The organism is Burkholderia metallica (assembly GCF_001718555.1).
GTDB lineage: Bacteria > Pseudomonadota > Gammaproteobacteria > Burkholderiales > Burkholderiaceae > Burkholderia > Burkholderia metallica.
Map to the genome: position 1 here is coordinate 431457 of NZ_CP013403.1, position 19417 is coordinate 450873.

Genomic DNA, 19417 nt, shown 5'->3' on the forward strand with positions numbered 1-19417 from the left:
TCACGGCCGTTACGGGGAGAAAGCAGCATGGCCGCATTCGATATCGACGACATCGTTCAATCGCTGCAGACGGTGCGCCGCGCATGGCGCGAGAAGCAGCGGCGCTCGCTCGAACCGGGCGGGCGCGACCTGCCGGCGCGCGAGGCGCTTGCCCAGATCGTCGGCGCGCTGAAGGGCGTGCTGTTCCCGATGCGGCTTGGGCCGCCCGATCTGCGCCAGGAGAGCGAGAACCTGCACGTGGCACATGCGCTCGATGCGGCGCTGAATGCGCTGCTCGCGCAGGTGACGCTCGAGTTGCGCCATGCGGCGCGTCAGCGCCCTGCCGACGGCCCGCCGCCCGATCGCGTCGACGAAGTCGCATCGACGGCCGTGCAGGCATTCGCCGCGCGCCTGCCGGAGATACGCCGGCTGCTCGACAGCGACGTGCTGGCCGCGTTTCACGGCGATCCGGCGGCCGGCAGCGTCGACGAGGTGCTGCTGTGCTACCCGGGCATCCTCGCGATGATCCACCACCGGCTCGCGCACGAGCTGTACCGGCTCGGCCTGCCGCTGCTCGCGCGGATCATCGCCGAGCAGGCGCATGCGGAAACCGGCATCGACATTCATCCGGGCGCGCGCATCGGCGCGGGCTTCTTCATCGACCACGGCACCGGTGTGGTGATCGGCGAGACGGCGGTCATCGGTGAGCGCGTGCGCGTGTACCAGGCCGTCACGCTCGGCGCGAAGCGCTTCCCGCGCGACGCGGCCGGCCATCTGGAGAAAGGGCTCGCGCGCCACCCGATCGTCGAGGACGACGTGGTGATCTACGCGGGCGCGACGATCCTCGGCCGCGTGACGATCGGGCGCGGCGCGGTGATCGGCGGCAACGTGTGGCTCACGCAGGACGTGCCGGCCGGCGAAAACGTCACGCAGGCCGTGCTGCGCAGCGAGGCGAACGCCACGCCACGCGCGGCGGCGCGCGTCGCGTAGGAGGCACGATGAGCGAACTCATTCATCACTTCGGCGCCACCGTGCGCAAGCTGCGCGAAGCACGCACGTGGTCGCAGGAGCAGCTGGCCGAGCATGCGGGGCTGAACCGTTCGTACGTCGGCGAGATCGAGCGCGGCGAAGCGATCGCGTCGATCGTCACGGCCGACAAGATCGCGCGCGCGTTCGACGTGTCGATCTCGACGCTGCTGCCGGGCGCGTACGTCACCTAGGCCGCCCGCCTCGATTCCCGTTCGGATGCACGCGACATGACGGCTATAGCATGTTGAGCCGGCAGGGGCGTGCTTCCGATAATCACCCAGCGTCATAAGCAATCCCGTTTTTCATCTAAAGAACCCGGAGCCCCACATGTCGACCGTTGCAAGCGGCACGGCCGCGCTGAGCGATCACGCCGCCCGCCAACTAGCGAACGCTACCAAGACCGTCCCCCAGCTTTCCACGATCACGCCGCGCTGGCTGACCCATCTGCTGCAATGGGTGCCGGTCGAGGCCGGTATCTATCGGCTGAACCAGGTGAAGAACCCGGAAGCCGTGCGCGCCGCGTGCACGCAGCTCGAGGACGAAAGCGTGCTGCCGCAGACCTTCGTGCCGTACGAGGAACAGCCGCGCGAGTATTTCCTGAACGCGGTGAGCACGGTGCTCGACGTGCATACGCGGATCTCCGATCTCTACAGCAGTCCTCACGACCAGATCAAGGAACAGCTGCGCCTGACGATCGAGACGATCAAGGAGCTGCAGGAAAGCCAGCTGATCAACAACCCCGACTACGGGCTGCTCGCGAACGTGACCGACGACCAGCGGATCTTCCCGCTGACGGGCGCGCCGACGCCGGACGATCTCGACGAACTGCTGACGAAGGTATGGAAGGAGCCGGCGTTCTTCCTCACGCACCCGCTCGCGATCGCCGCGTTCGGCCGCGAATGCACGCGGCGCGGCGTGCCGCCGCCGACGGTCAGCCTGTTCGGCTCGCAGTTCCTCACGTGGCGCGGCATTCCGCTGATCCCGTCGGACAAGGTGCCGGTTGCGGACGGCAAGACCAAGATCCTGCTGCTGCGCGTCGGCGACAAGCGTCAGGGTGTCGTCGGCCTGTATCAGCCGGGCGTCGCGGGCGAGCAGGGCCCGGGCCTGTCGGTGCGCTTCATGGGGATCAACAACCAGGCGATCGCGTCGTACCTGATCTCGCTGTATTGCTCGCTCGCGGTCCATTCGCCGGATGCGCTGGCTGTCCTCGATGACGTCGAAATCGCCAAGTTCCATGACTATCCCGACACCTACCGTTAATCCCGGCCTCGCCGGCGGCGACGCGCACGCGCTGCCGCACGCGCCGTTGCCGGCCGGTTTGCCCGACCCGGCGACGCTCGCGCGGCTCGCGTCCGAGTTCCTCGCGACGCCGCCCGGGCAGGCTACCGCGCCCGGGGTATCGGCAGGCAGCGGCGCGGCAGGCGGCGTGCCGTCGGCGTTGCCGGCAGCCGCGCCGATCCTCGCGTCGGTGAGCAACCCGGTACCGGGCGGCTCGCCGCTCGCGGGGCCGGGCGGCGCGGGCACCGGCGTGCCCGGTCTCGCGCTGCCGCAAGGGAAAGTGCCCGGCGCGAACCTCGCGCCGTCCGCACCGACGCACGTGCTGTCGCTCGGCAACCGCGCCCCCGCGCTCGCGCCGCATGCGGCCGCGCAGAACGGGCTGCCCGACAACGTCGTGTCGATCGCGCCGGCGCTCGAACCGCGTGTCGGCGGCGCCGCGCTCGGCGTGCCGCACGTGAATGCGCCGGCGCCGGAAAGCGCGGTGAAGGCGTCGCCGTACTACTTCACCGACGGTTCGCTGCAGGGCTGGCAGGCCACGCCGCAGGACATCGTCGTGCCGTCGAACGGCCTTGCGTCGCCGGAAGCGTTCGGATTGCCGGGCGACGATGCGTTGCGCGAGCTGCTCGCCGTGCATCGCGACGCGCCGGTGTCGCGAGCGGGGGGCGCCGACGTGCCGCGCTACTTCATCGACGATGCGCATGCAGCCGAGCCGCAAGGCCAGTTGCATCGTGGCGCGCACCCGCCGTTCGACGTGAACGCGATCCGCCGCGATTTCCCGATCCTGCAGGAGCGCGTGAACGGCAAGCCGCTCGTGTGGTTCGACAATGCGGCGACCACGCACAAGCCGCAGGCCGTGATCGACCGGCTCGCGTATTTCTATGCGCACGAGAACTCGAACATCCACCGTGCCGCGCATGCGTTGGCCGGCCGCGCGACGGATGCTTACGAGCACGCGCGGGAAACGGTGCAGCGCTTCATCGGCGCGTCGTCGCCCGACGAAATCGTATTCGTGCGCGGCACGACCGAGGCGATCAACCTGATCGCGAAAACGTGGGGCGTGCAGAACGTCGGCGAAGGCGACGAGATCGTCGTGTCGCATCTCGAGCATCACGCGAACATCGTGCCGTGGCAGCAGCTTGCCGCGCAGAAGGGCGCGAAGCTGCGCGTGATCCCGGTCGACGATTCGGGGCAGGTGCTGCTCGACGAATACCGGAAGCTGCTCAACGACCGCACGAAGATCGTGTCCGTCACGCAGGTGTCGAACGCGCTCGGCACGGTCGTGCCGGTGAAGGAGATCGTCGAGCTTGCGCATCGTGCCGGCGCGAAGGCGCTCGTCGACGGCGCGCAGTCGATCTCGCACATGCGCGTGGACGTGCAGGCGCTCGACGCGGATTTCTTCGTGTTTTCCGGGCACAAGATCTACGGGCCGACCGGGATCGGCGTCGTGTACGGCAAGCGGGCGATCCTCGACGACATGCCGCCGTGGCAGGGTGGCGGCAACATGATCGCGGACGTGACGTTCGAGCGCACGGTGTTCCAGCCGCCGCCGAACCGGTTCGAAGCCGGCACCGGCAACATCGCGGATGCGGTGGGGCTTGGTGCGGCGCTCGACTACGTGAGCCGGGTCGGTATCGAGAACATCGCGCGCTACGAGCACGACCTGCTCGCCTATGCAACGAGCGTGCTCGCGCCGGTGCCGGGCGTGCGGCTCGTCGGCACCGCGCGCGACAAGGCGAGCGTGCTGTCGTTCGTGCTGAAGGGCTATGAAACCGAGGAGGTCGGGCAGGCGCTGAACGAAGAGGGCATCGCGGTGCGCTCGGGGCATCACTGCGCGCAGCCGATCCTGCGGCGGTTCGGGCTCGAAGCCACCGTGCGGCCGTCGCTCGCGTTCTACAACACGTGCGACGAAGTCGATGCGCTGGTGCGCGTCGTGCGGCGGCTGGCGACGCGACGTTGACGGCATGCGCTTGCGGCGGCCCGTGCGGGTCGCCGCAAGCGCCTTGTCACCGCACGATCAGAACCGCACGACCTGCTTCTGCTCAACGCTGAACCCGTCGCGCAGCACGCTCGCCGAATCCGCGAAATAGCGCCGGGCTTCCGCGAGCAGATCGGTGTTGCCGCGACGGCAGAACACGACCCCCGATCCTTCCTCCGTGAGCAGTTCGTCGATCAGCGATTCGGGTTGCGCGCTATCGGCGAGATGGACGTTCTGTACGCCGTGCGCGAGCGCATCGAGCGCTTCCCGCACGCAAGGCGCTGCAGCGGCGGCCGGATGCTCGGCCAGCCATTGTTCGAGTTCCGTGATGCCGTAGAGCCCGGCGAGCGCGTCGAGTTCGCGCAGCAGCGCGCCGTCGACCATCATTACCAGCGTCACCGCGCCCGTGCGCTGTGCGAAGAGGCTGCCCACGCGTTCGGCGCGCAGCAGGTGATCATGGCCCGCGTCGTCGGGCGCGACCGGCATCACGACGGGCACCAGTCCGTTCTCGACGAACGCGTTCAGCGCGGCGCCGTCGAAGCGGGCGACCTCGCGCGTATCGAGCCGGTCGGAATCCGTGCTTGCTACCAGCAGGCCGCCGTCGTGACCGTCGATGCCGATCGCCTTGGCGCCGTGACTGCCGATCAAGCGCACCAGTTCATGATTGATGCCGGCCATCGCCGCGTGAACGGCGTGGATCGATTGCGTATCGGATGCGGCCGGTACGCGCTGGACGACGATCGGGCGAACCCCGGTGAGCGCGAGCAGCGCGACGTCCTGCGCGAAGGCCGCACGGGCGTGCGTATCGCTCGCCGCACCGCCTTCGACGATGACGACGGTCTGCCCGTGCAGGGCCTGCATGAACGGTAGCGAGCGCGCCAGTCCGGCGGCGCGACGCGATGTAAGGGTGGAACTTTCAGGGTCTGGGAACATGGGTGTTCGAATGGATGAGGGGAGCGCTTGTCGCCGCACGACGCGGCGTTATTGCACGTGTTGCATGAGCCGGTGAATCGCGTCGGGTGTCGGCGCATCGCGCGACGCCTGCCGGAACGCGCGATCGCTGAAGCATCGCGCCGCGTCGGCGAGCAGTTCGAGGTGTGCGCGATCGTCGGCTTTCGGCAGCGCCAGCACGACGAATTCGCGCACGGGCTTGCGGTCGGGCGCATTGAACGCGAACGGGTACAGCGCGCGCACGAACAGCGCGACGGCCGAACCGAGCCCGTCGACACGCGCATGCGGAATCGCGACGCCCTGGCCGAGTGCGGTCGAGCCGAGTTGTTCGCGCTTCGTCAGTTCGGTCCTGATCCGTTCCGCAGGCACACCGCTGCCGCGCTCGATATGTCGCGCGACGAGGTCGAACAACTGGATCGCGCTTTCGACCGGTACGTCGAGCAGGATGTGGTCCGGCGGGCAGGCGTCGGCCAGCCGGGTCGCGAACGGTGCGCCGCCGCGTCGGTAGGGAAGGTCGGGTTGGCCGCCGGCGGCGGCCTGCTGCGTTTGCATGCGGATCTCTCCGTGTCGGGATGACACGGAAATCCTAGACAAGTGCGTGTAAAGACGGTGTCAGATACGCAGGGGGGCGGCATTAAAAAAGTGTATCGATCGCGGCGCGGTTCACGCGACGCGCCCGGTATGCAAGCCTTCAGGTGCCCGACAGCACGAACGGCAGCGTCGTCAGCAGGAACACCGAAATGCCGACGACGGGCGCGCCGAACGCGATCGCCGCGAACGCCACCGCGGCGCTGGTCAGCACGAGCGTTCTCGACACCCGTCGATGCCGGTCGTGTGCAGCCGCCCTGTCATCGCGGATGGCATCGGTCCGCGCACCGATCACGTGTTTCCAGAACGTCAGGCCAAGCATGATGGCTCCTGTATGAAAGATGGCCGGAACGGGGCACGCGAGGCGCCCCGCATTGCGTATCAGCAACGCTTGAGCTTGAGCACGCGCGAGATCTGACCGGGCGTGAAGCTGCTGTTGCGTACGTAAGGCGCGCAGTCGAGCGGTGCGGTGAGCGATTCGCTGACGACGTACTGGCCAACGAAGCGGTACGCGTCCGTGGCCATGCGGATGAACACCGGAATCGCATCGCGTTGCGCGGCGAGCGTCCTGCCGGCCGCTCGCGCGGACGCGCTGCCGTCGCAGAGGATCACGTCGGGCGCGTGCGGGTTGAGGTCCGTGCGCAGGCAGGCGGCCACAACCTTGCCGTTCTTCGTCGGCAGGAATGCCTGCTTGCTGCCGCCGCACGCGGTGTGGATGAATTCGCGGGTGTACTGCTTGTCGATCTCGAACATGGTCGGGCTCCGGTGTCGGAAATTTCCGTTGGTTAAATCAGGTATGCGAAGTAATGAGGCTGGATCGAAATGCGGACTGCGGGGCATGCCAATCGATCGCGGCCGCGGAGGCGGATCGATGGCGCGTCGTGCCAAGGGAATTTCCGCGCGGATACGCTTGGCCCGTGCGATGCGCGATCAACGCATCGACGTCGTGTTCAAGCGTGCACGGGAAGGACTACGGCGCGCACCGTCCGCCTGCTGGCAGGACGGTGGCTCGGGAAAGGAGAGACGCAGGCGTCCTGCCGGTCAGGCAGAAAAGCAACTCGGGGGGCGAGGACTTCGGATGCGCATGGGCGTACTCGGTGAGGGATCGATTGCGAACACATTCTAGTGAACGCGTGCGCGGGCGCAAGTAAAAAGGTCGTAAAGGTTATGCGGCCCGTGCGGGATGACGATCATTTTCAGGCCGAGCCGGATCAGGTAGATGGCGCCTGCACTCATACGAGGTGCGGCCACGACGTGGTATCCGTCGCCGCGCATCGACGGCACCACAACGAAAAAAACGCGTGACGACTTGCGTCGCCACGCGCAGGGGAGTCCACGGGATCGTGCGCATGCCGGCGAACCGGCACACGCACCGCACTGCACTGCGTAATCAGAAATCGAACCCCGGCCCGCCCGCACCCGGGCCGCCCGGCGCCGCCGCCGGTGCCGCATCCTTCGGCGCTTCGAACACGGTCGCATCGGTCGTCAGCAGCAGCCCGGCGACCGACGCCGCGTTCTGCAGCGCCGTGCGCGTGACCTTGGTCGGATCGAGCACGCCCGATTCGACGAGGTCGCCGTATTCGCCGGTCTGCGCGTTGTACCCGAAGTTGCCCGAGCCTTCGGCCACCTTCGCGACGACGACGCTCGCTTCCTCGCCCGCGTTCGTGACGATCTGGCGCAGCGGTTCCTCGAGCGCGCGCAGCACGATCTTGATGCCCGCGTTCTGGTCGGGATTCACGCCCTGCAGATCGCGGATCGCCTGCCGCACGCGGATCAGCGCGACGCCGCCACCCGGCACGATGCCTTCCTCGACGGCCGCGCGCGTCGCGTGCAGCGCGTCGTCCACGCGGTCCTTCTTCTCCTTCACTTCGATTTCGGTGGCCCCGCCGACCTTGATCACCGCGACGCCGCCCGCGAGCTTCGCGACGCGCTCCTGCAGCTTTTCACGGTCGTAGTCCGACGTCGCTTCGTCGATCTGCACGCGGATCTGCTTCACGCGCGCTTCGATGTTCTTCGCATCGCCCGCGCCGTCGATCACGGTCGTGTTTTCCTTGCCGACCTCGATGCGCTTCGCCTGGCCGAGCTCGGCGAGCGTCGCCTTCTCGAGCGTGAGGCCCGTTTCCTCGGCGATCACCTGCCCGCCGGTGAGGATCGCGATGTCCTCGAGCAGCGCCTTGCGGCGGTCGCCGAAGCCCGGCGCCTTCACGGCCACCGTCTTCAGGATCCCGCGGATGTTGTTCACGACGAGCGTCGCGAGTGCCTCGCCTTCGACGTCTTCGGCGATGATCAGCAGCGGCCGGCCCGACTTCGCGACCTGTTCGAGCACCGGCAGCAGGTCGCGGATGTTCGAGATCTTCTTGTCGTGCAGCAGGATGTACGGGCTTTCGATCTCGGCGATCTGCTTGTCGGGATTGTTGATGAAGTACGGCGACAGATAGCCGCGATCGAACTGCAGCCCTTCGACGACATCGAGTTCGTCCGCGAGCGACTTGCCGTCCTCGACGGTGATCACGCCTTCCTTGCCGACGCGGTCGATCGCTTCCGCGATGCGCTGGCCGATCGATTCCTCGCCGTTCGCGGAGATCGTCGCGACCTGCGCGATTTCCTTGCTCGTGGTGGTTGGCCGGCTGATCTTCTTCAGCTCGTCGACGGCCGCGGCGACGGCCTTGTCGATGCCGCGCTTCAGGTCGAGCGGATTGAGCCCGGCCGCCACGTATTTCTGGCCTTCGCGGACGATCGCCTGCGCGAGCACGGTGGCCGTCGTGGTGCCGTCGCCGGCGGCGTCGCTGGTGCGCGACGCGACTTCCTTCACGAGCTGCGCGCCGATGTTCTGCAGCTTGTCCGCGAGTTCGATTTCCTTCGCGACCGACACGCCGTCCTTCGTGACGACCGGCGCGCCGAAGCTGCGTTCGAGCACGACGTTGCGGCCCTTCGGCCCGAGCGTGACCTTCACCGCGTTCGCGAGAATGTTCACGCCTTCGGTCAGCCGCGCCCGTGCGACGTCGCTGAAAATGATTTCCTTCGCTGCCATGATTGCGCTCCGTTAATGATTGACGACCGCGACGATGTCTTCCTCGCGCAGTACGAGAAACTCGTTGCCGTCCACCTTGACGGCTTGCCCCGCGTACTTGCCGAACAGCACGCGTTCGCCGACCTGAAGGTCGGGCACGATGCGCTGGCCGTCCGCGTCCTTGCGGCCGGGGCCGACGGCGATCACTTCGCCCTGGTCGGGCTTTTCGGCGGCGCTGTCGGGAATCACGATCCCCGACGCGGTGGTGGTTTCCTGGTCGAGTCGCTTCACGATCACGCGGTCGTGCAAGGGTCGTAGGCTCATGGATTCGTCCTGTGCTGATCTGTCGAAATGGGCTGGCACTCTTTAGCAGAGAGTGCTGACGAGTATAAAAATGCGCGGCGGCGCGATCCAATAACGGATTCCGAAATGCATTCGCGCCGTCGTGCAAAAGCGCGTCGCCTCCGCTATTGCGACACGGCTTGCTGGGCGGCGGGCGTGCAGACCGGGCGGATCGTCTCACCGGCAAGCACACGCTTCACGAACGGAATCGAATCCGCGAGCGACGCGTTCACGGTGCCGTTGTGTTCTCGGCCCGCATACAGGTGCGCGTCGACCGTCGTGCCGGCCGCGCACGCATCCTTTGCGAGCGCGAGTTCAAGCGGCGCGAGCCCGTCGTCCGCGCCTGCGCCGATGAAGACGGGCGTCGCGATCTTCAGCGTAGGGTATTTCAGGTACTCGTCCCACCAAGCCTTCAGCCGTGCATCGCCGCCGGGCTTCACGGTGTTCGCGTGCGTGAGGTGCGCGAGCGCCGCGTCGTCCTCGAGCGATGCGAGACAACTGATGCGCGACTGTTCGAGGATCGGCAATGCCTGCTCGGTCAGCACTTCGTCCGCGCGCAGCGATGGGTCGATCTGCTGCGCGGAGAGCACCGAGTAGAACTGGTACGCGAGCGTCGGATCGACCCGATCGGGATCGCGCCGGTACGCGCTTTCGAACTTCGGCAGCGACGCGAGCGTGGCGGGCGACGCGTTGTAGATCGTCCCGGTGGCGACGGTCGCACGGATCGCGAGTTCGGGCGCATAGGCGGGCGCGTAGCCGGCCGCCGCGAACACGGCCGAGCCGCCTTGCGACTGGCCGACGAGCACGACCTCGTTCGCGAGGCCCGGCACGCCGCCGAGCACCGCGCGCACGCTGTCGAGGAGCGTGTAGCTGTTCGAGCGGTTGTTGAGCTGCGGATTCGGGCCGGGCGTGCCGAGCCCCTGATAGTCGGTCGCGACGACCGCGAACCCTTGCTGAAGCCACGCGTTCAGGTAGCGCACGTCGCGATACGAGCGGCCGAACCACGACGGCGCGCAGATGTCGGCCATCCCGAACGTGCCGTGCGCCCACGCGACGATCGGCCAGCCGCCCGCCGGCGGCGTGCCGCGCGGCACGAACAGCGCACCCGACACGGCGATCGGCGTGCGGCCGCCGACGCCATCGGTCGATGCATAGAGGATGCGCAGCTGGCGCCCGGCGCTCGCGAGCCCGAGCGTCGCCGGAAGCGGCTCGGTGCGCAGCAGCACGCCGGGAGTCGCCGGAATGTCGCGGTCCCACGTGTAGAACGCGGACACGCGACCGTCTCCTTGTAACGGATCGGGTGCGGGCACGCGGCCCGGCGACGCCGCATGCGAGAGGAAAGACGAGACGGCGAGCGCCGAAGCCAGCAGCGTGCGCGCGGCATGGCCGCGCAAGGGGAGAAGCGTCATGGTCGGAGGGATGTCGGTGAAGTCGGATCGGACGTGCCGGACAGTGCGCGGCGCGGGCCGACCACGACGCAAGTTTCGAACCAGCACGTGCGTTGCATTGACGGCGCACGGCGTGACGGGCCCTCGCGTGGCGCGGCGGGCCGTGCGCGCATGGACCGGCTGCGTGTCACGCAGCAATCCGGGCCGGCGGGCTGTTGCTCCCGCAACAGAAGCGCACGCGTGGATCGTACGGCGCGCATCGTGCGTGGTGCACGCGCACCGTGGCGCGGGCCTTCGACGCATGCCTGCCCGGCTGGCACGATTGCTGCTGATCCGGTGGCCGTGCGTCGCGGTGTGACGACATCGCGACGCGAGCCCATCCGTTCATTCGATCAAGGAAACCGTCCTCATGTCCGTCACCTCAACCATCGACAGCGGCGAACTCGTGGCATTCGTCGAGCGCGCCACGCGCGAATTCACGCAGTCCGAACGCGTACTGAAGGACACGCGCACGCTGTCCGCGACCAATACGTTCCAGGCGTTCCAGCGTGTGCCGGGCACGGAACTCGTCGTCGCGCTGTCTGCGCCGAGCCCGTGGGCCGCGTCGCAGGAGATCCAGCCCGTCGTCGTGACGTTCGACGGCGACGTGCTGCACGGCGACGCGCGCGCGGGCGGCAACGGGCCGCGCTATGCGGACGTGTTCCGCGAAGCGCCGGAAGTCGGCGTCGTGATCCACGTGCATGGCCCGTACCTCGGTGCCTGGGCGAGCGCGCATCGCCCGCTGCCGATCCGCTATGCGCCGGCCGCGCGCTACACACGCGCCCGCGAGATTCCGGTGTATGTCGATCGCCGTCCCGGCGAGCCGCGCTTCATCGTCGACACGATCCGGCGCGACCCCGAGGTACCAGCGATCATCGAGGCGAACGGCGGCGCGACGTTCTGGGGAAAATCAATCCTCGACGTTTCGAAGTACATCCTGATCCTCGAGGAAGCCGCGTATTTCCAGGCGCTCGCCGAACCGCTCGGCGGCTCGCTCGAATTCGGTCCGGGCGCGCTCGAGCAGCAATGGAAGATGACCGGCCTCGCGTGACGCCGCGCGGCGGCCCGCGCAATCCGGCCGCCGTCATACCGATAGCTCGATGAATTGGTTCGTGGCCGGCGCGCGCCTTGCTATCGTCGAACCTTCCCCGTTCAACACGCCGGTCGTGCCATGGCCATCTTCAGCTTGCCGGACCCGACTTCGCATGCGATCACGATTCGTGCGAAGGCGCTGACGTTCGACGATCCCAAATCGCGGGTGCTGCTCGAGCGCATCCAGCTCGTCGCACCAAGCGACGCGACCGTGCTCGTCACCGGCGAGAGCGGCACCGGCAAGGAGCTGATCGCGCGCCTCGTGCATTCGCTGAGCGAGCGCCATGACGGCCCGTTCGTTGCGGTCAACTGCGGTGCATTCTCCGAGACGCTGATCGAGAGCGAGCTGTTCGGACACGAACGCGGCGCATTTACCGGCGCAATCAACAGCCAGCCCGGCTGGTTCGAGTCCGCGAATCGCGGCACGTTGTTTCTCGACGAGGTGGGCGACCTGCCGCTGTCCGCGCAGGTAAAGCTGCTGCGCGTATTGCAGGAGCGCGAAGTGACGCCGGTCGGCTCGCGCAAGACCGTGAAGATCGACGTGCGGCTCGTCGCGGCGACCAACGTGAATCTCGAAGCCGCGGTGCGCGCGGGCAATTTCCGCGAGGATCTTTACTACCGGCTCAACGTCGTGAAGCTGAGCCTGCTGCCGCTGCGCGAGCGTCCCGGCGATATCGCGCCGCTGATCGAACACTTCATCGACACCTATGCGAAACGGTTGCGCGTGACCGCGCCGACGTTGACGGAGGCCGCGCGCGCCCGGTTGCATGCGCACGCGTGGCCCGGCAACATCCGCGAACTCGAGAACGTGATCCACCACGCGGTGCTGATCTGCGCGGGCGGCGCGATCGATGTGAGCGACCTGCAGTTTTCCGCGCTGTCGCTGGCGCCCGATGCCGGCGATCCGCGCACTGCGACGGCGGTGCCGCGCCGCGCGCGCGACGTGGCCGAGGCGACCGATGCGCTGCGTCACGCGGTGATCGAGCTGCTGGATCTCGGCATGCCGTCGCTGTGGCAGCACATCGAGGACACCGTCTATCGCAGCGTGTTCGACTACAGCGACCATAACCAGTTACGCATGTCGCGCCTGCTCGACCAGTCGCGCAACATCGTGCGTGCGCGGCTCGCGCAGCTCGGCATCCTGAAGCCGCGCGACGCCGGCGACGCCGACGCGCGGCTGCGCCGTCAGGCGTGATCGCGCCAGCGCAGCGCGCGCTGCGCGATCCGCTCGCATAGCGCACTCATGCCGACGGCGAGCGCCGTCACGCCCAGCACGCAGACCAGCAACACGTCGGCGCGTGCGCCTGCCTGCGCGTTCTGCATCAGGCTGCCGACCCCCGCGCCCGCGTTGAACAGCAGCTCGCTGCTGGTTGCCGTGATCCAGGCGAACGGCACGGCCTGCAGCACACCCGCGAACAGGTCGGGCAGCGCGCCCGGAATCAGCACGTCGCGCCACAGGCCGATGCGCGTCAGGCGATACGACTGCGCGAGTTCGACATAGCGCGGATCGACGCGGCGCAGCCCGTCGAAGCTGGCGGTGGTCATCGGGTAGAACGCGGCGAGCGCGATGATGAACACCTTCGCGAATTCGCCGGTGCCGGCCCACAGGCTCAGCAGCGGAATCAGCCCGAGCAGCGGCACGTAGCGCAGCGCCTGGAACGCCGGCTCGCCGAGCTTGCGCGCGAGCGTCGAGCGCGCCATCGTCGCGCCGAACACGAGCCCGAACGCGACACCGGCCGCCAGGCCGAGCGTCGTGCGGCGCAGGCTCGCGCCGAGATCGGTTGCGAGTTCGCCGCTGCGTGCGAGTTCGACGAGCGCGGCGCCCACCTGCTGCAACGGTACGAATGCGTATTGATGGGCCGCGTCGCCGGACGACGCGTACTGCCATGCGGCGACCAGCAGCGCCGGCACGACGAGGCCGCGCGCACGACGGCGCAGCGCGGCGAACGGGAAGGGGGGCTTGGCGGGGGACATTCGGAAACCTGTTCGTTCAGCGCGCGGGCGTCTGCCAGCGCAATGCGTAGCGTTGCACGAGCGCGATCGACCGGTCGATCGCGAAGCCGATCAGCCCGATCACCGCGACGTCGATGAGCACGACGTCGAGGCGCAGCATCTGCCGCGCCAGTTCCATCATCTGGCCGATCCCGCTGTCGGCGCTGAGCAGTTCGACCGCGACGAGCGCGAGCCAGGCACGGGCGAGCGCGATCCGCACGCCGGTCAGCAGGGGCGGCAACGCGGCGGGCAGCAGCACGTCGCGCAACAGCGCGAAGCGGCCGAGCCCGTAGTGGCGCGCCATCTCGACGAGATCGCGCGGCGCGTCGTGCACGCCCGTGTACGCGGCCAGCGCGACCGGGAAAAACACGGCCTTGCCGACGACGACCAGCTTCAGCGGTTCGTCGACGCCGATCAGCAGGATCAGCAGCGGAATCAGCGTGAGCGTCGGCACCTGCCGCAGCAGGTCGAACGTCGGCCGCAGGTAATCGGCGAACAGCCGGCTGCGCGCAAGCAGGATGCCGAATGCCGCGCCGCCGGTCGCGCCGATCACGAAGCCGAGCGCGAGACGATGTAGCGTGATCAGCAGGTTGTCGCGCAGTTCGCCCGTGTCGAGCAGCGTGCGCAGCGTGGCCGCGAGCCGCTCGGGCGGCACGACGAGCTGCGGCGGGAACCAGCGCTGCGCGCTCGCGAGCCACCACAGCGCGACGAATGCGACGGGCGTGGCCCACCACAGCGCGATGCCGCCGAGCCGTGCAATGCCGGGCAGTCGGAGCGCGCGTGCGCCGTTCGACGCGAGGGCATGCATCGGCATCAGCGGCTCGCGACGCGCGCCGCGTCGGTGCGCCAGTAGCCGTCGAGCCCGAGCTGCTTGAGCGCGGTCGACACGAACGTCGGCGCGAGCAGCGCGTTCACGTCGACCGGCGTGGACGTCAGGCCGGCCTGGCGGCTGTACGCGACGACGTCGCGGTAGTGGCCGGTCAGCGCGGGCGTAAAGAGCGGCGTCCATTGCTCCTTCCACGGTGTCGCCTCATCCGCGTATTCGCGGCGCACGATGCTTTCCGGCTGGCCGGACGCGCTCAGGATCTTCACGTACGCGTCGCGGTTCTGCGGCTGCGAGATCCAGTGCGCGGCACGCACGTAGGCCGTCGCGACGAGCTGCGTGATGTCGGGGTAGCGCCGCACGAAATCGTCAGACGCCCACAGTTCCGCACGCATCTTCCAGTCGTCGGGCGCGGTCTTGGTCGACCAGATGATCTTGCCGACATGCTTGTCGACGAGCGAATACGCGTCGGACAGCGTGAAGAAGCCGTCGACGCGGCCGGCCGCGACGGCCGCCGCGCCGGCCTGCGGGTCGAGGTTGTAGATCTTGAAGTCGGACAGCTTCAGTCCGTTCTCGGCGAGCAGCTTGCCGAACGTGACTTCCCACGGCCGGCCGCGATTGAGCGCGATGCGCTTGCCCTTGAGATCGACGATCGATTTTGCGGCCGAGCCGGCCGGCACGACGAGATACGTATTGCTGCCGACACCGCCCGGCACGATCAGGCGCGTATGGGTGCCCGACGCGTTGACGACGACCGACGGCAGGTCGCCATAGCCGGCGAAATCGATGCTGCCGTTCGTGAACGCCTCGTTCACGAGCGTGCCGACCGCCGCGGTCGACACGGGCACCCACTGTAGCTTCACGTGCCGGGCGGCGAGCGCCTTCTCGAGCGACTTGTCGGCGTCGATCAGTGCGGACGCGCCCGCGTATTGCGTCTTGCCGCCGCTCGAATAGGCGACGACGGCGATCCGCACGACCTTGGGCGCGTCGTCCGCATGCGCGGCCGGTGTGGCGAGCGATGCCGCGGCGAACGGCAGCGCGGCGAACAGCGCGCGCAGCGGGCGGCGTAGTGTGGCGAGGGAGAGCGTGTGTTTCATGATGGTCCGGAACAGGGGGCGGAAAAAAGGTCACGCGCGCTTCCGCAGCGACGGCCGCAGCACGTCGGCGAGCGGGCGCGGGTCGATCCAGTCGGCGACGTCGAAGTCGGCTTCCAGAAAACCGTGGACGTGCAGGAAGGTCTTGAAGTCGTCGAGCGCGGCGACCGATTCGTCGTCGAGGTTGACGCCGAGATGCCGGTGCAACTGGTTGCCGTACGCGGCGCGGACCCAGTCGATCGACGACGCGGTTTCGCCGGCCACGTAATGCGCGGTTTCGTCGGGGTGCGTGCCGGCCCAGTCGCCGGCCGCGACCACGAGTTTCAGGAAGCCGGCGACGATGTCCGGATGATTCGCGAGCACGTCCGCGTTGACGGTCAGCGGGCGCGGCGTGCCGTTGTTGTTGCGGATCGCGCGCTCCGGATGAAAGCCGATGTCGATCACCACGTGCGCGCCGATCAGCTGCCCGATCTCGAGGCCGGTCGAGCCCTTCACGTAGATCGCGTCGACTTCGCCGCGCAGCAGCGCGCCGGCTTCGGCCGCATACAGCGCGCGGCTCGAAAAACCGTGCGGCGACGCGAACAGGTCCGCCGCACGCGCCGGTCCGACGGCTTGCAGCGTGCGTGCGCGCACGTCGACGAGCTCGACGTCGCGGGTGGTCAGCCCGTCGAGGCTCAACGCGTTGACGAAACCGCGCAGCGCCGACGCGCGAAAGATGTCGATGCGGTCGTCGGGGCGGCTCGGGATCGCGATGCGGCGCCCGCGCAATGCCTTCACGGAGCGGATGCCCGACTCGGGTCGCGCGAGGATCAACTGCGATTCGTCGACCCACGACAGCCCGATCACGCGCGTATTCGCGCCGTTCGAGCGCGCCCACATCGCAGGGATGCTGCCGCCCTGGCGGAACGACTGCGCGAGCGTGTGATCGCTGATCGACGACACGTCGTGCCGCGTGTCGCCGCGCGGCGAGCGGATCGCGACGCCGTCGGCCGACGTTTCGCCGTTGAGCCAGCCGAGATGCACGGCGATGCCGAGCGGGGTCGGCACGGGCGATCGGGCGTACCAGAACGTCTGCTGCTTGTCCGATGACGAATCGGGCCTGTCTGTCATGGGTGAGATTCCCTCTCTGCGTAAGCATGGTTGAAGCCCGGTCGCGCACGGTGTCGGTGTCGCACGCGCGGGCCGGTCAACGTTGCAAGTTCCGGGCCAGTGAACGGAAACCGCGCGGCCGCACGCGGCGCGGGCGTCGCGCGGGAGGGGCGGTGCTCGCGCCGATGCATGGCCTGTTGCGCCAGCAACAGTCGCGCCGGCCGCTGTTGCGCGCGCAGCAGCGGTGCGGTCGGTGCAGCACTGCGGTACGGGCGTGTTTCGCCATGGCCGGCAACCGCCGGTACGCGCTGCACGAATCCCGCCGATGCCCGGCCGACAAGGCGTCGTGTGCATTCATCGACGGGCCGGCACGCGCCGTGGCGAGCGCGTTGGCACACCGCGTGCTTTACAGCGCAGCACACGCGCGGCACGCCGATGCCGCACGCAATCCGAATGGCCCGACCAGGAGAACTCCGATGGCTGTTGAATTTCTGTGGCGCTTGCCGATGCATGGCGACGGCCGGCGCGCACACGACCTGCATACGCGTGGCGAATGGAACCGCCAGCGCGCATCGCGCGTCGCGCCGAAAGTCGACGACGACGATTTCGGCTACATCGACTATCTGTCGCAGGTCGCGCGCGCGGCCGATATCGCCGGCTTCCACGGCGCGCTGATTCCGATCTTTCGTTTTACCGAGGAACCGTGGGTCGTGGCGGCCGCGCTGGCACGCGAGACGCGCCGGCTGCGGCTGCTGATCGCGCTGCAGCCGCATTTCGTGCATCCGGTCTATGCGGCGCAGATGGCCGCAAGCCTGCAGCGGATCAGCCGCGGGCGCGTCGAGTGGAACGTCGTCACGGGCGGCGGCGGCCCCGACCAGCGTGCATACGGCGACTTCATCGATCACGACAGCCGCTATGCGCGCACCGACGAATTCCTCGATGTCGTGAAGGGCGTTGCGGCCGGCGACCCGTTTACGTTCGACGGCCGCTTCTACCGGGTCGAAGCCGGTGGCCTGCTGCCGCCGCTGAGCGGCCAGAAGCCGCCGCGCATCTACCTGGCCGGCGCGAGCGACGCCGCGCTCGCGGTCGCCGCGAAGCATGGCGACGTGCACCTGAGCTGGGGCGAGCCGCTCGCGAAACAGAAGGAGGTGGTCGATGCGGCGCGCCGCGCGCTCGATCGCCAGCGTGCCGAGCGCGACCTGCGCTTCGGCATGCGCATCGACATCCTGGCGCGCGAGACCGAAGAGCAGGCATGGGCCGAGTTGCGGCAGATGTTCGCGACGGTGGGCGACGTGACGCGCAACGGCTTCGGCGGGCGCGGCGAATCGTCGGAGTCGGTCGGCGCGAAACGCCAGTTCGCGCTGCACCAGGGCAATACGCAGCACTTCGACGACCTGATCGTCGGCCCGAACCTGTGGGCGGGGATGTCGCAGATTCGCGGCGGCCCCGGTTGCGTGATCGTCGGCAGCCACGAGCAGGTGGCCGAGCGGCTCGCGGAATACGTCGACATCGGCGTCTCGACATTCATTCTCGCCAGCAACCCGCATCTCGAGGAGGCGTACCGCGTGGGCGAGGAAGTGCTGCCGCTCGTCGACGGCGCGCTGAACGCGCGCGGCACGCAGGCGGCGCTGCGCGTGGCCGGCGCATGAGCGCGACGGCATTCCCGCGCCATCCAACGACATCGACAAGGACCTTCACCATGACGACACTCGCTGCGCAGGCCACGGCCTGCGACGCACTCTGGTACACGCGCTGCCCGGTGCCCACCGCACTCGGCATCGCCGTGCATCGCGGCTGGTTCGACGAGGAGTTCGGGCCGGACGGCATCACGCTGAATTCGCTGCAGGAGACGGCCGACGCCGGCAAGCGCGAATCGCATTTCGATCACAGTCTGCCGCACTCGTTCCGGCAGGGCGGAAACATTCCCGCGCTGTGGGCGCGGGCACGCGGCGCCGACACACGCGTGATCGGCCTGTCGTGGACCAACGAGTTCCAGGCGATCGTCACGCTGCCCGATCGCGGCATCCGCTCGGTGCGCGATCTGCGCGGCCGGCGGCTCGGGTTGCCGCGCCACCCGATCAGCATCGACTTCTGGCGGGCGGCCGCGCTGAAAGGCTTCCTGAGCGCACTCGAACTGGAAGGGCTCGGGCACGGCGACGCCGAATGGGTCGACCTGCCCGACGAACGCGAACGCCGCACCGGGCCCGCTTCGTTTGCGCGTGGCCCGCACGAGTACGGGCTCGAGATCGCGGCGCTCGTGCGCGGCGAGGTCGACGCGGTGTTCGTGAAAGGCGTCGAAGGGCTCGAGACCGTGCATCTGATCGACGCGCAGGTCGTCATCGATCTCGGCGCGCACCCCGATCCGCTCGTGCGGATCGGCAACGGCACGCCGCGCACGCTGACCGTCGACCGTGCGCTGATCGACGCGCGTCCCGATCTCGTGAGCCGCTTCCTGTCGGTGGTGGTGGGGGCGGGCGACTGGGCCGCACGCCATCCCGCGGAGACGGTCGCCTATATCGGTCGTGAGACGCGCGCATCCGACGAGTGGGTGCGTTATGCGTACGGCGCGGACGTGCACCGCCATCTGGAGACGGGGCTCGCGCAGACGTCGATCGACGGGCTGGTCGCGTTCAAGGACTTCCTCGTCGAGTGGGGCTTTCTCGAACAGGATTTCGATGCGCGCGCGTGGATCGACCCGGCGCCGTTCACGCGTATCGACCGGCAACGCCATGCGTGGGTCGCGTAGCG

18 protein-coding genes are annotated in these 19417 nt (G+C 68.5%); 8 read left to right on the plus strand and 10 right to left on the minus strand.

The genetic code is table 11. The features are described from left to right. Positions 1–27 precede the first annotated feature (27 nt). The 4 genes from epsC to WJ16_RS21750 all read left to right on the plus strand — a co-directional run bounded on the left by epsC (position 28) and on the right by WJ16_RS21750 (position 4243). Positions 28–969: a serine O-acetyltransferase EpsC gene (gene epsC / locus WJ16_RS21735; RefSeq protein ID WP_069259154.1), complete on the plus strand. Its 942-nt coding sequence runs from the start codon at positions 28–30 to the stop codon at positions 967–969. Between the two features lie 8 nt (positions 970–977). After that, positions 978–1199 (plus strand): helix-turn-helix domain-containing protein, encoded by a 222-nt coding sequence (locus WJ16_RS21740; protein ID WP_069259155.1) that lies wholly within the window; start codon positions 978–980, stop codon positions 1197–1199. 136 nt (positions 1200–1335) lie between these two features. Then, positions 1336–2268 carry a family 2A encapsulin nanocompartment shell protein gene (locus tag WJ16_RS21745; protein ID WP_021156739.1) on the plus strand — a complete coding sequence of 311 codons (933 nt, stop codon included), beginning with the start codon at positions 1336–1338 and terminating at the stop codon, positions 2266–2268. Next, positions 2243–4243 (plus strand): family 2A encapsulin nanocompartment cargo protein cysteine desulfurase, encoded by a 2001-nt coding sequence (locus tag WJ16_RS21750; RefSeq protein WP_069259156.1) that lies wholly within the window; start codon positions 2243–2245, stop codon positions 4241–4243. Before WJ16_RS21745 ends, WJ16_RS21750 begins: the two co-directional genes overlap by 26 nt. Before the next feature lie 57 nt (positions 4244–4300). Here WJ16_RS21750 and WJ16_RS21755 read toward each other — a convergent pair whose 3' ends face one another. From WJ16_RS21755 to WJ16_RS21785, 6 genes are all read right to left on the minus strand, one after another. Next, positions 4301–5194 (minus strand): amino acid kinase family protein, encoded by an 894-nt coding sequence (locus tag WJ16_RS21755; protein WP_069259157.1) that lies wholly within the window; start codon positions 5192–5194, stop codon positions 4301–4303. 48 nt (positions 5195–5242) lie between these two features. Continuing rightward, positions 5243–5764, minus strand: coding sequence for a PTS sugar transporter subunit IIA (locus WJ16_RS21760; RefSeq protein ID WP_069259158.1), 522 nt, complete (start codon positions 5762–5764; stop codon positions 5243–5245). 417 nt (positions 5765–6181) lie between these two features. Continuing rightward, entirely contained in the window at positions 6182–6553 is a 372-nt protein-coding gene (locus tag WJ16_RS21770) for a DUF6697 family protein (protein ID WP_039354345.1), read from the minus strand. Between the two features lie 637 nt (positions 6554–7190). Then, on the minus strand, positions 7191–8831 hold the full coding sequence (gene groL / locus WJ16_RS21775; RefSeq protein WP_069259159.1) for a chaperonin GroEL: 1641 nt from the start codon (positions 8829–8831) through the stop codon (positions 7191–7193). Positions 8832–8843: 12 nt separating this feature from the next. Next, positions 8844–9134 (minus strand): co-chaperone GroES, encoded by a 291-nt coding sequence (locus tag WJ16_RS21780; RefSeq protein WP_069259160.1) that lies wholly within the window; start codon positions 9132–9134, stop codon positions 8844–8846. Between the two features lie 143 nt (positions 9135–9277). After that, positions 9278–10561, minus strand: a complete 1284-nt coding sequence (locus tag WJ16_RS21785; protein WP_069259161.1) for an alpha/beta fold hydrolase — start codon at positions 10559–10561, stop codon at positions 9278–9280. Between the two features lie 388 nt (positions 10562–10949). On the opposite strand from WJ16_RS21785, the gene WJ16_RS21790 reads away from it, so the two are divergent. Further along, positions 10950–11630: a class II aldolase/adducin family protein gene (locus WJ16_RS21790; protein ID WP_069259162.1), complete on the plus strand. Its 681-nt coding sequence runs from the start codon at positions 10950–10952 to the stop codon at positions 11628–11630. 120 nt (positions 11631–11750) lie between these two features. After that, positions 11751–12866: a sigma-54 interaction domain-containing protein gene (locus WJ16_RS21795; protein ID WP_069259163.1), complete on the plus strand. Its 1116-nt coding sequence runs from the start codon at positions 11751–11753 to the stop codon at positions 12864–12866. Here the strand turns inward: WJ16_RS21795 and WJ16_RS21800 are convergent. Genes WJ16_RS21800 through WJ16_RS21815 form a run of 4 tightly spaced genes read right to left on the minus strand, consistent with a single transcriptional unit; the run spans position 12857 to position 16690 of the window. Beyond that, complete coding sequence (locus WJ16_RS21800) at positions 12857–13645, minus strand: ABC transporter permease (RefSeq protein WP_069259164.1); 789 nt, start codon at positions 13643–13645, stop codon at positions 12857–12859. The genes WJ16_RS21795 and WJ16_RS21800 overlap by 10 nt on opposite strands. Positions 13646–13661: 16 nt before the next feature. Beyond that, entirely contained in the window at positions 13662–14477 is an 816-nt protein-coding gene (locus tag WJ16_RS21805; protein WP_069259165.1) for an ABC transporter permease, read from the minus strand. Beyond that, complete coding sequence (locus tag WJ16_RS21810; protein ID WP_069259166.1) at positions 14477–15583, minus strand: PhnD/SsuA/transferrin family substrate-binding protein; 1107 nt, start codon at positions 15581–15583, stop codon at positions 14477–14479. Before WJ16_RS21810 ends, WJ16_RS21805 begins: the two co-directional genes overlap by 1 nt. 30 nt (positions 15584–15613) lie before the next feature. Next, a complete protein-coding gene (locus WJ16_RS21815) occupies positions 15614–16690 on the minus strand; it encodes an ABC transporter substrate-binding protein (RefSeq protein ID WP_069259167.1) in 1077 nt (358 codons plus the stop codon). Between the two features lie 455 nt (positions 16691–17145). Between WJ16_RS21815 and WJ16_RS21820 the strand changes: the two genes are divergently transcribed. Together WJ16_RS21820 and WJ16_RS21825 are read left to right on the plus strand one after the other, a co-directional pair. Further along, complete coding sequence (locus WJ16_RS21820) at positions 17146–18318, plus strand: LLM class flavin-dependent oxidoreductase (RefSeq protein ID WP_069259168.1); 1173 nt, start codon at positions 17146–17148, stop codon at positions 18316–18318. Between the two features lie 50 nt (positions 18319–18368). Beyond that, positions 18369–19415 (plus strand): ABC transporter substrate-binding protein, encoded by a 1047-nt coding sequence (locus tag WJ16_RS21825; protein ID WP_069259169.1) that lies wholly within the window; start codon positions 18369–18371, stop codon positions 19413–19415. Positions 19416–19417: the final 2 nt, after the last annotated feature.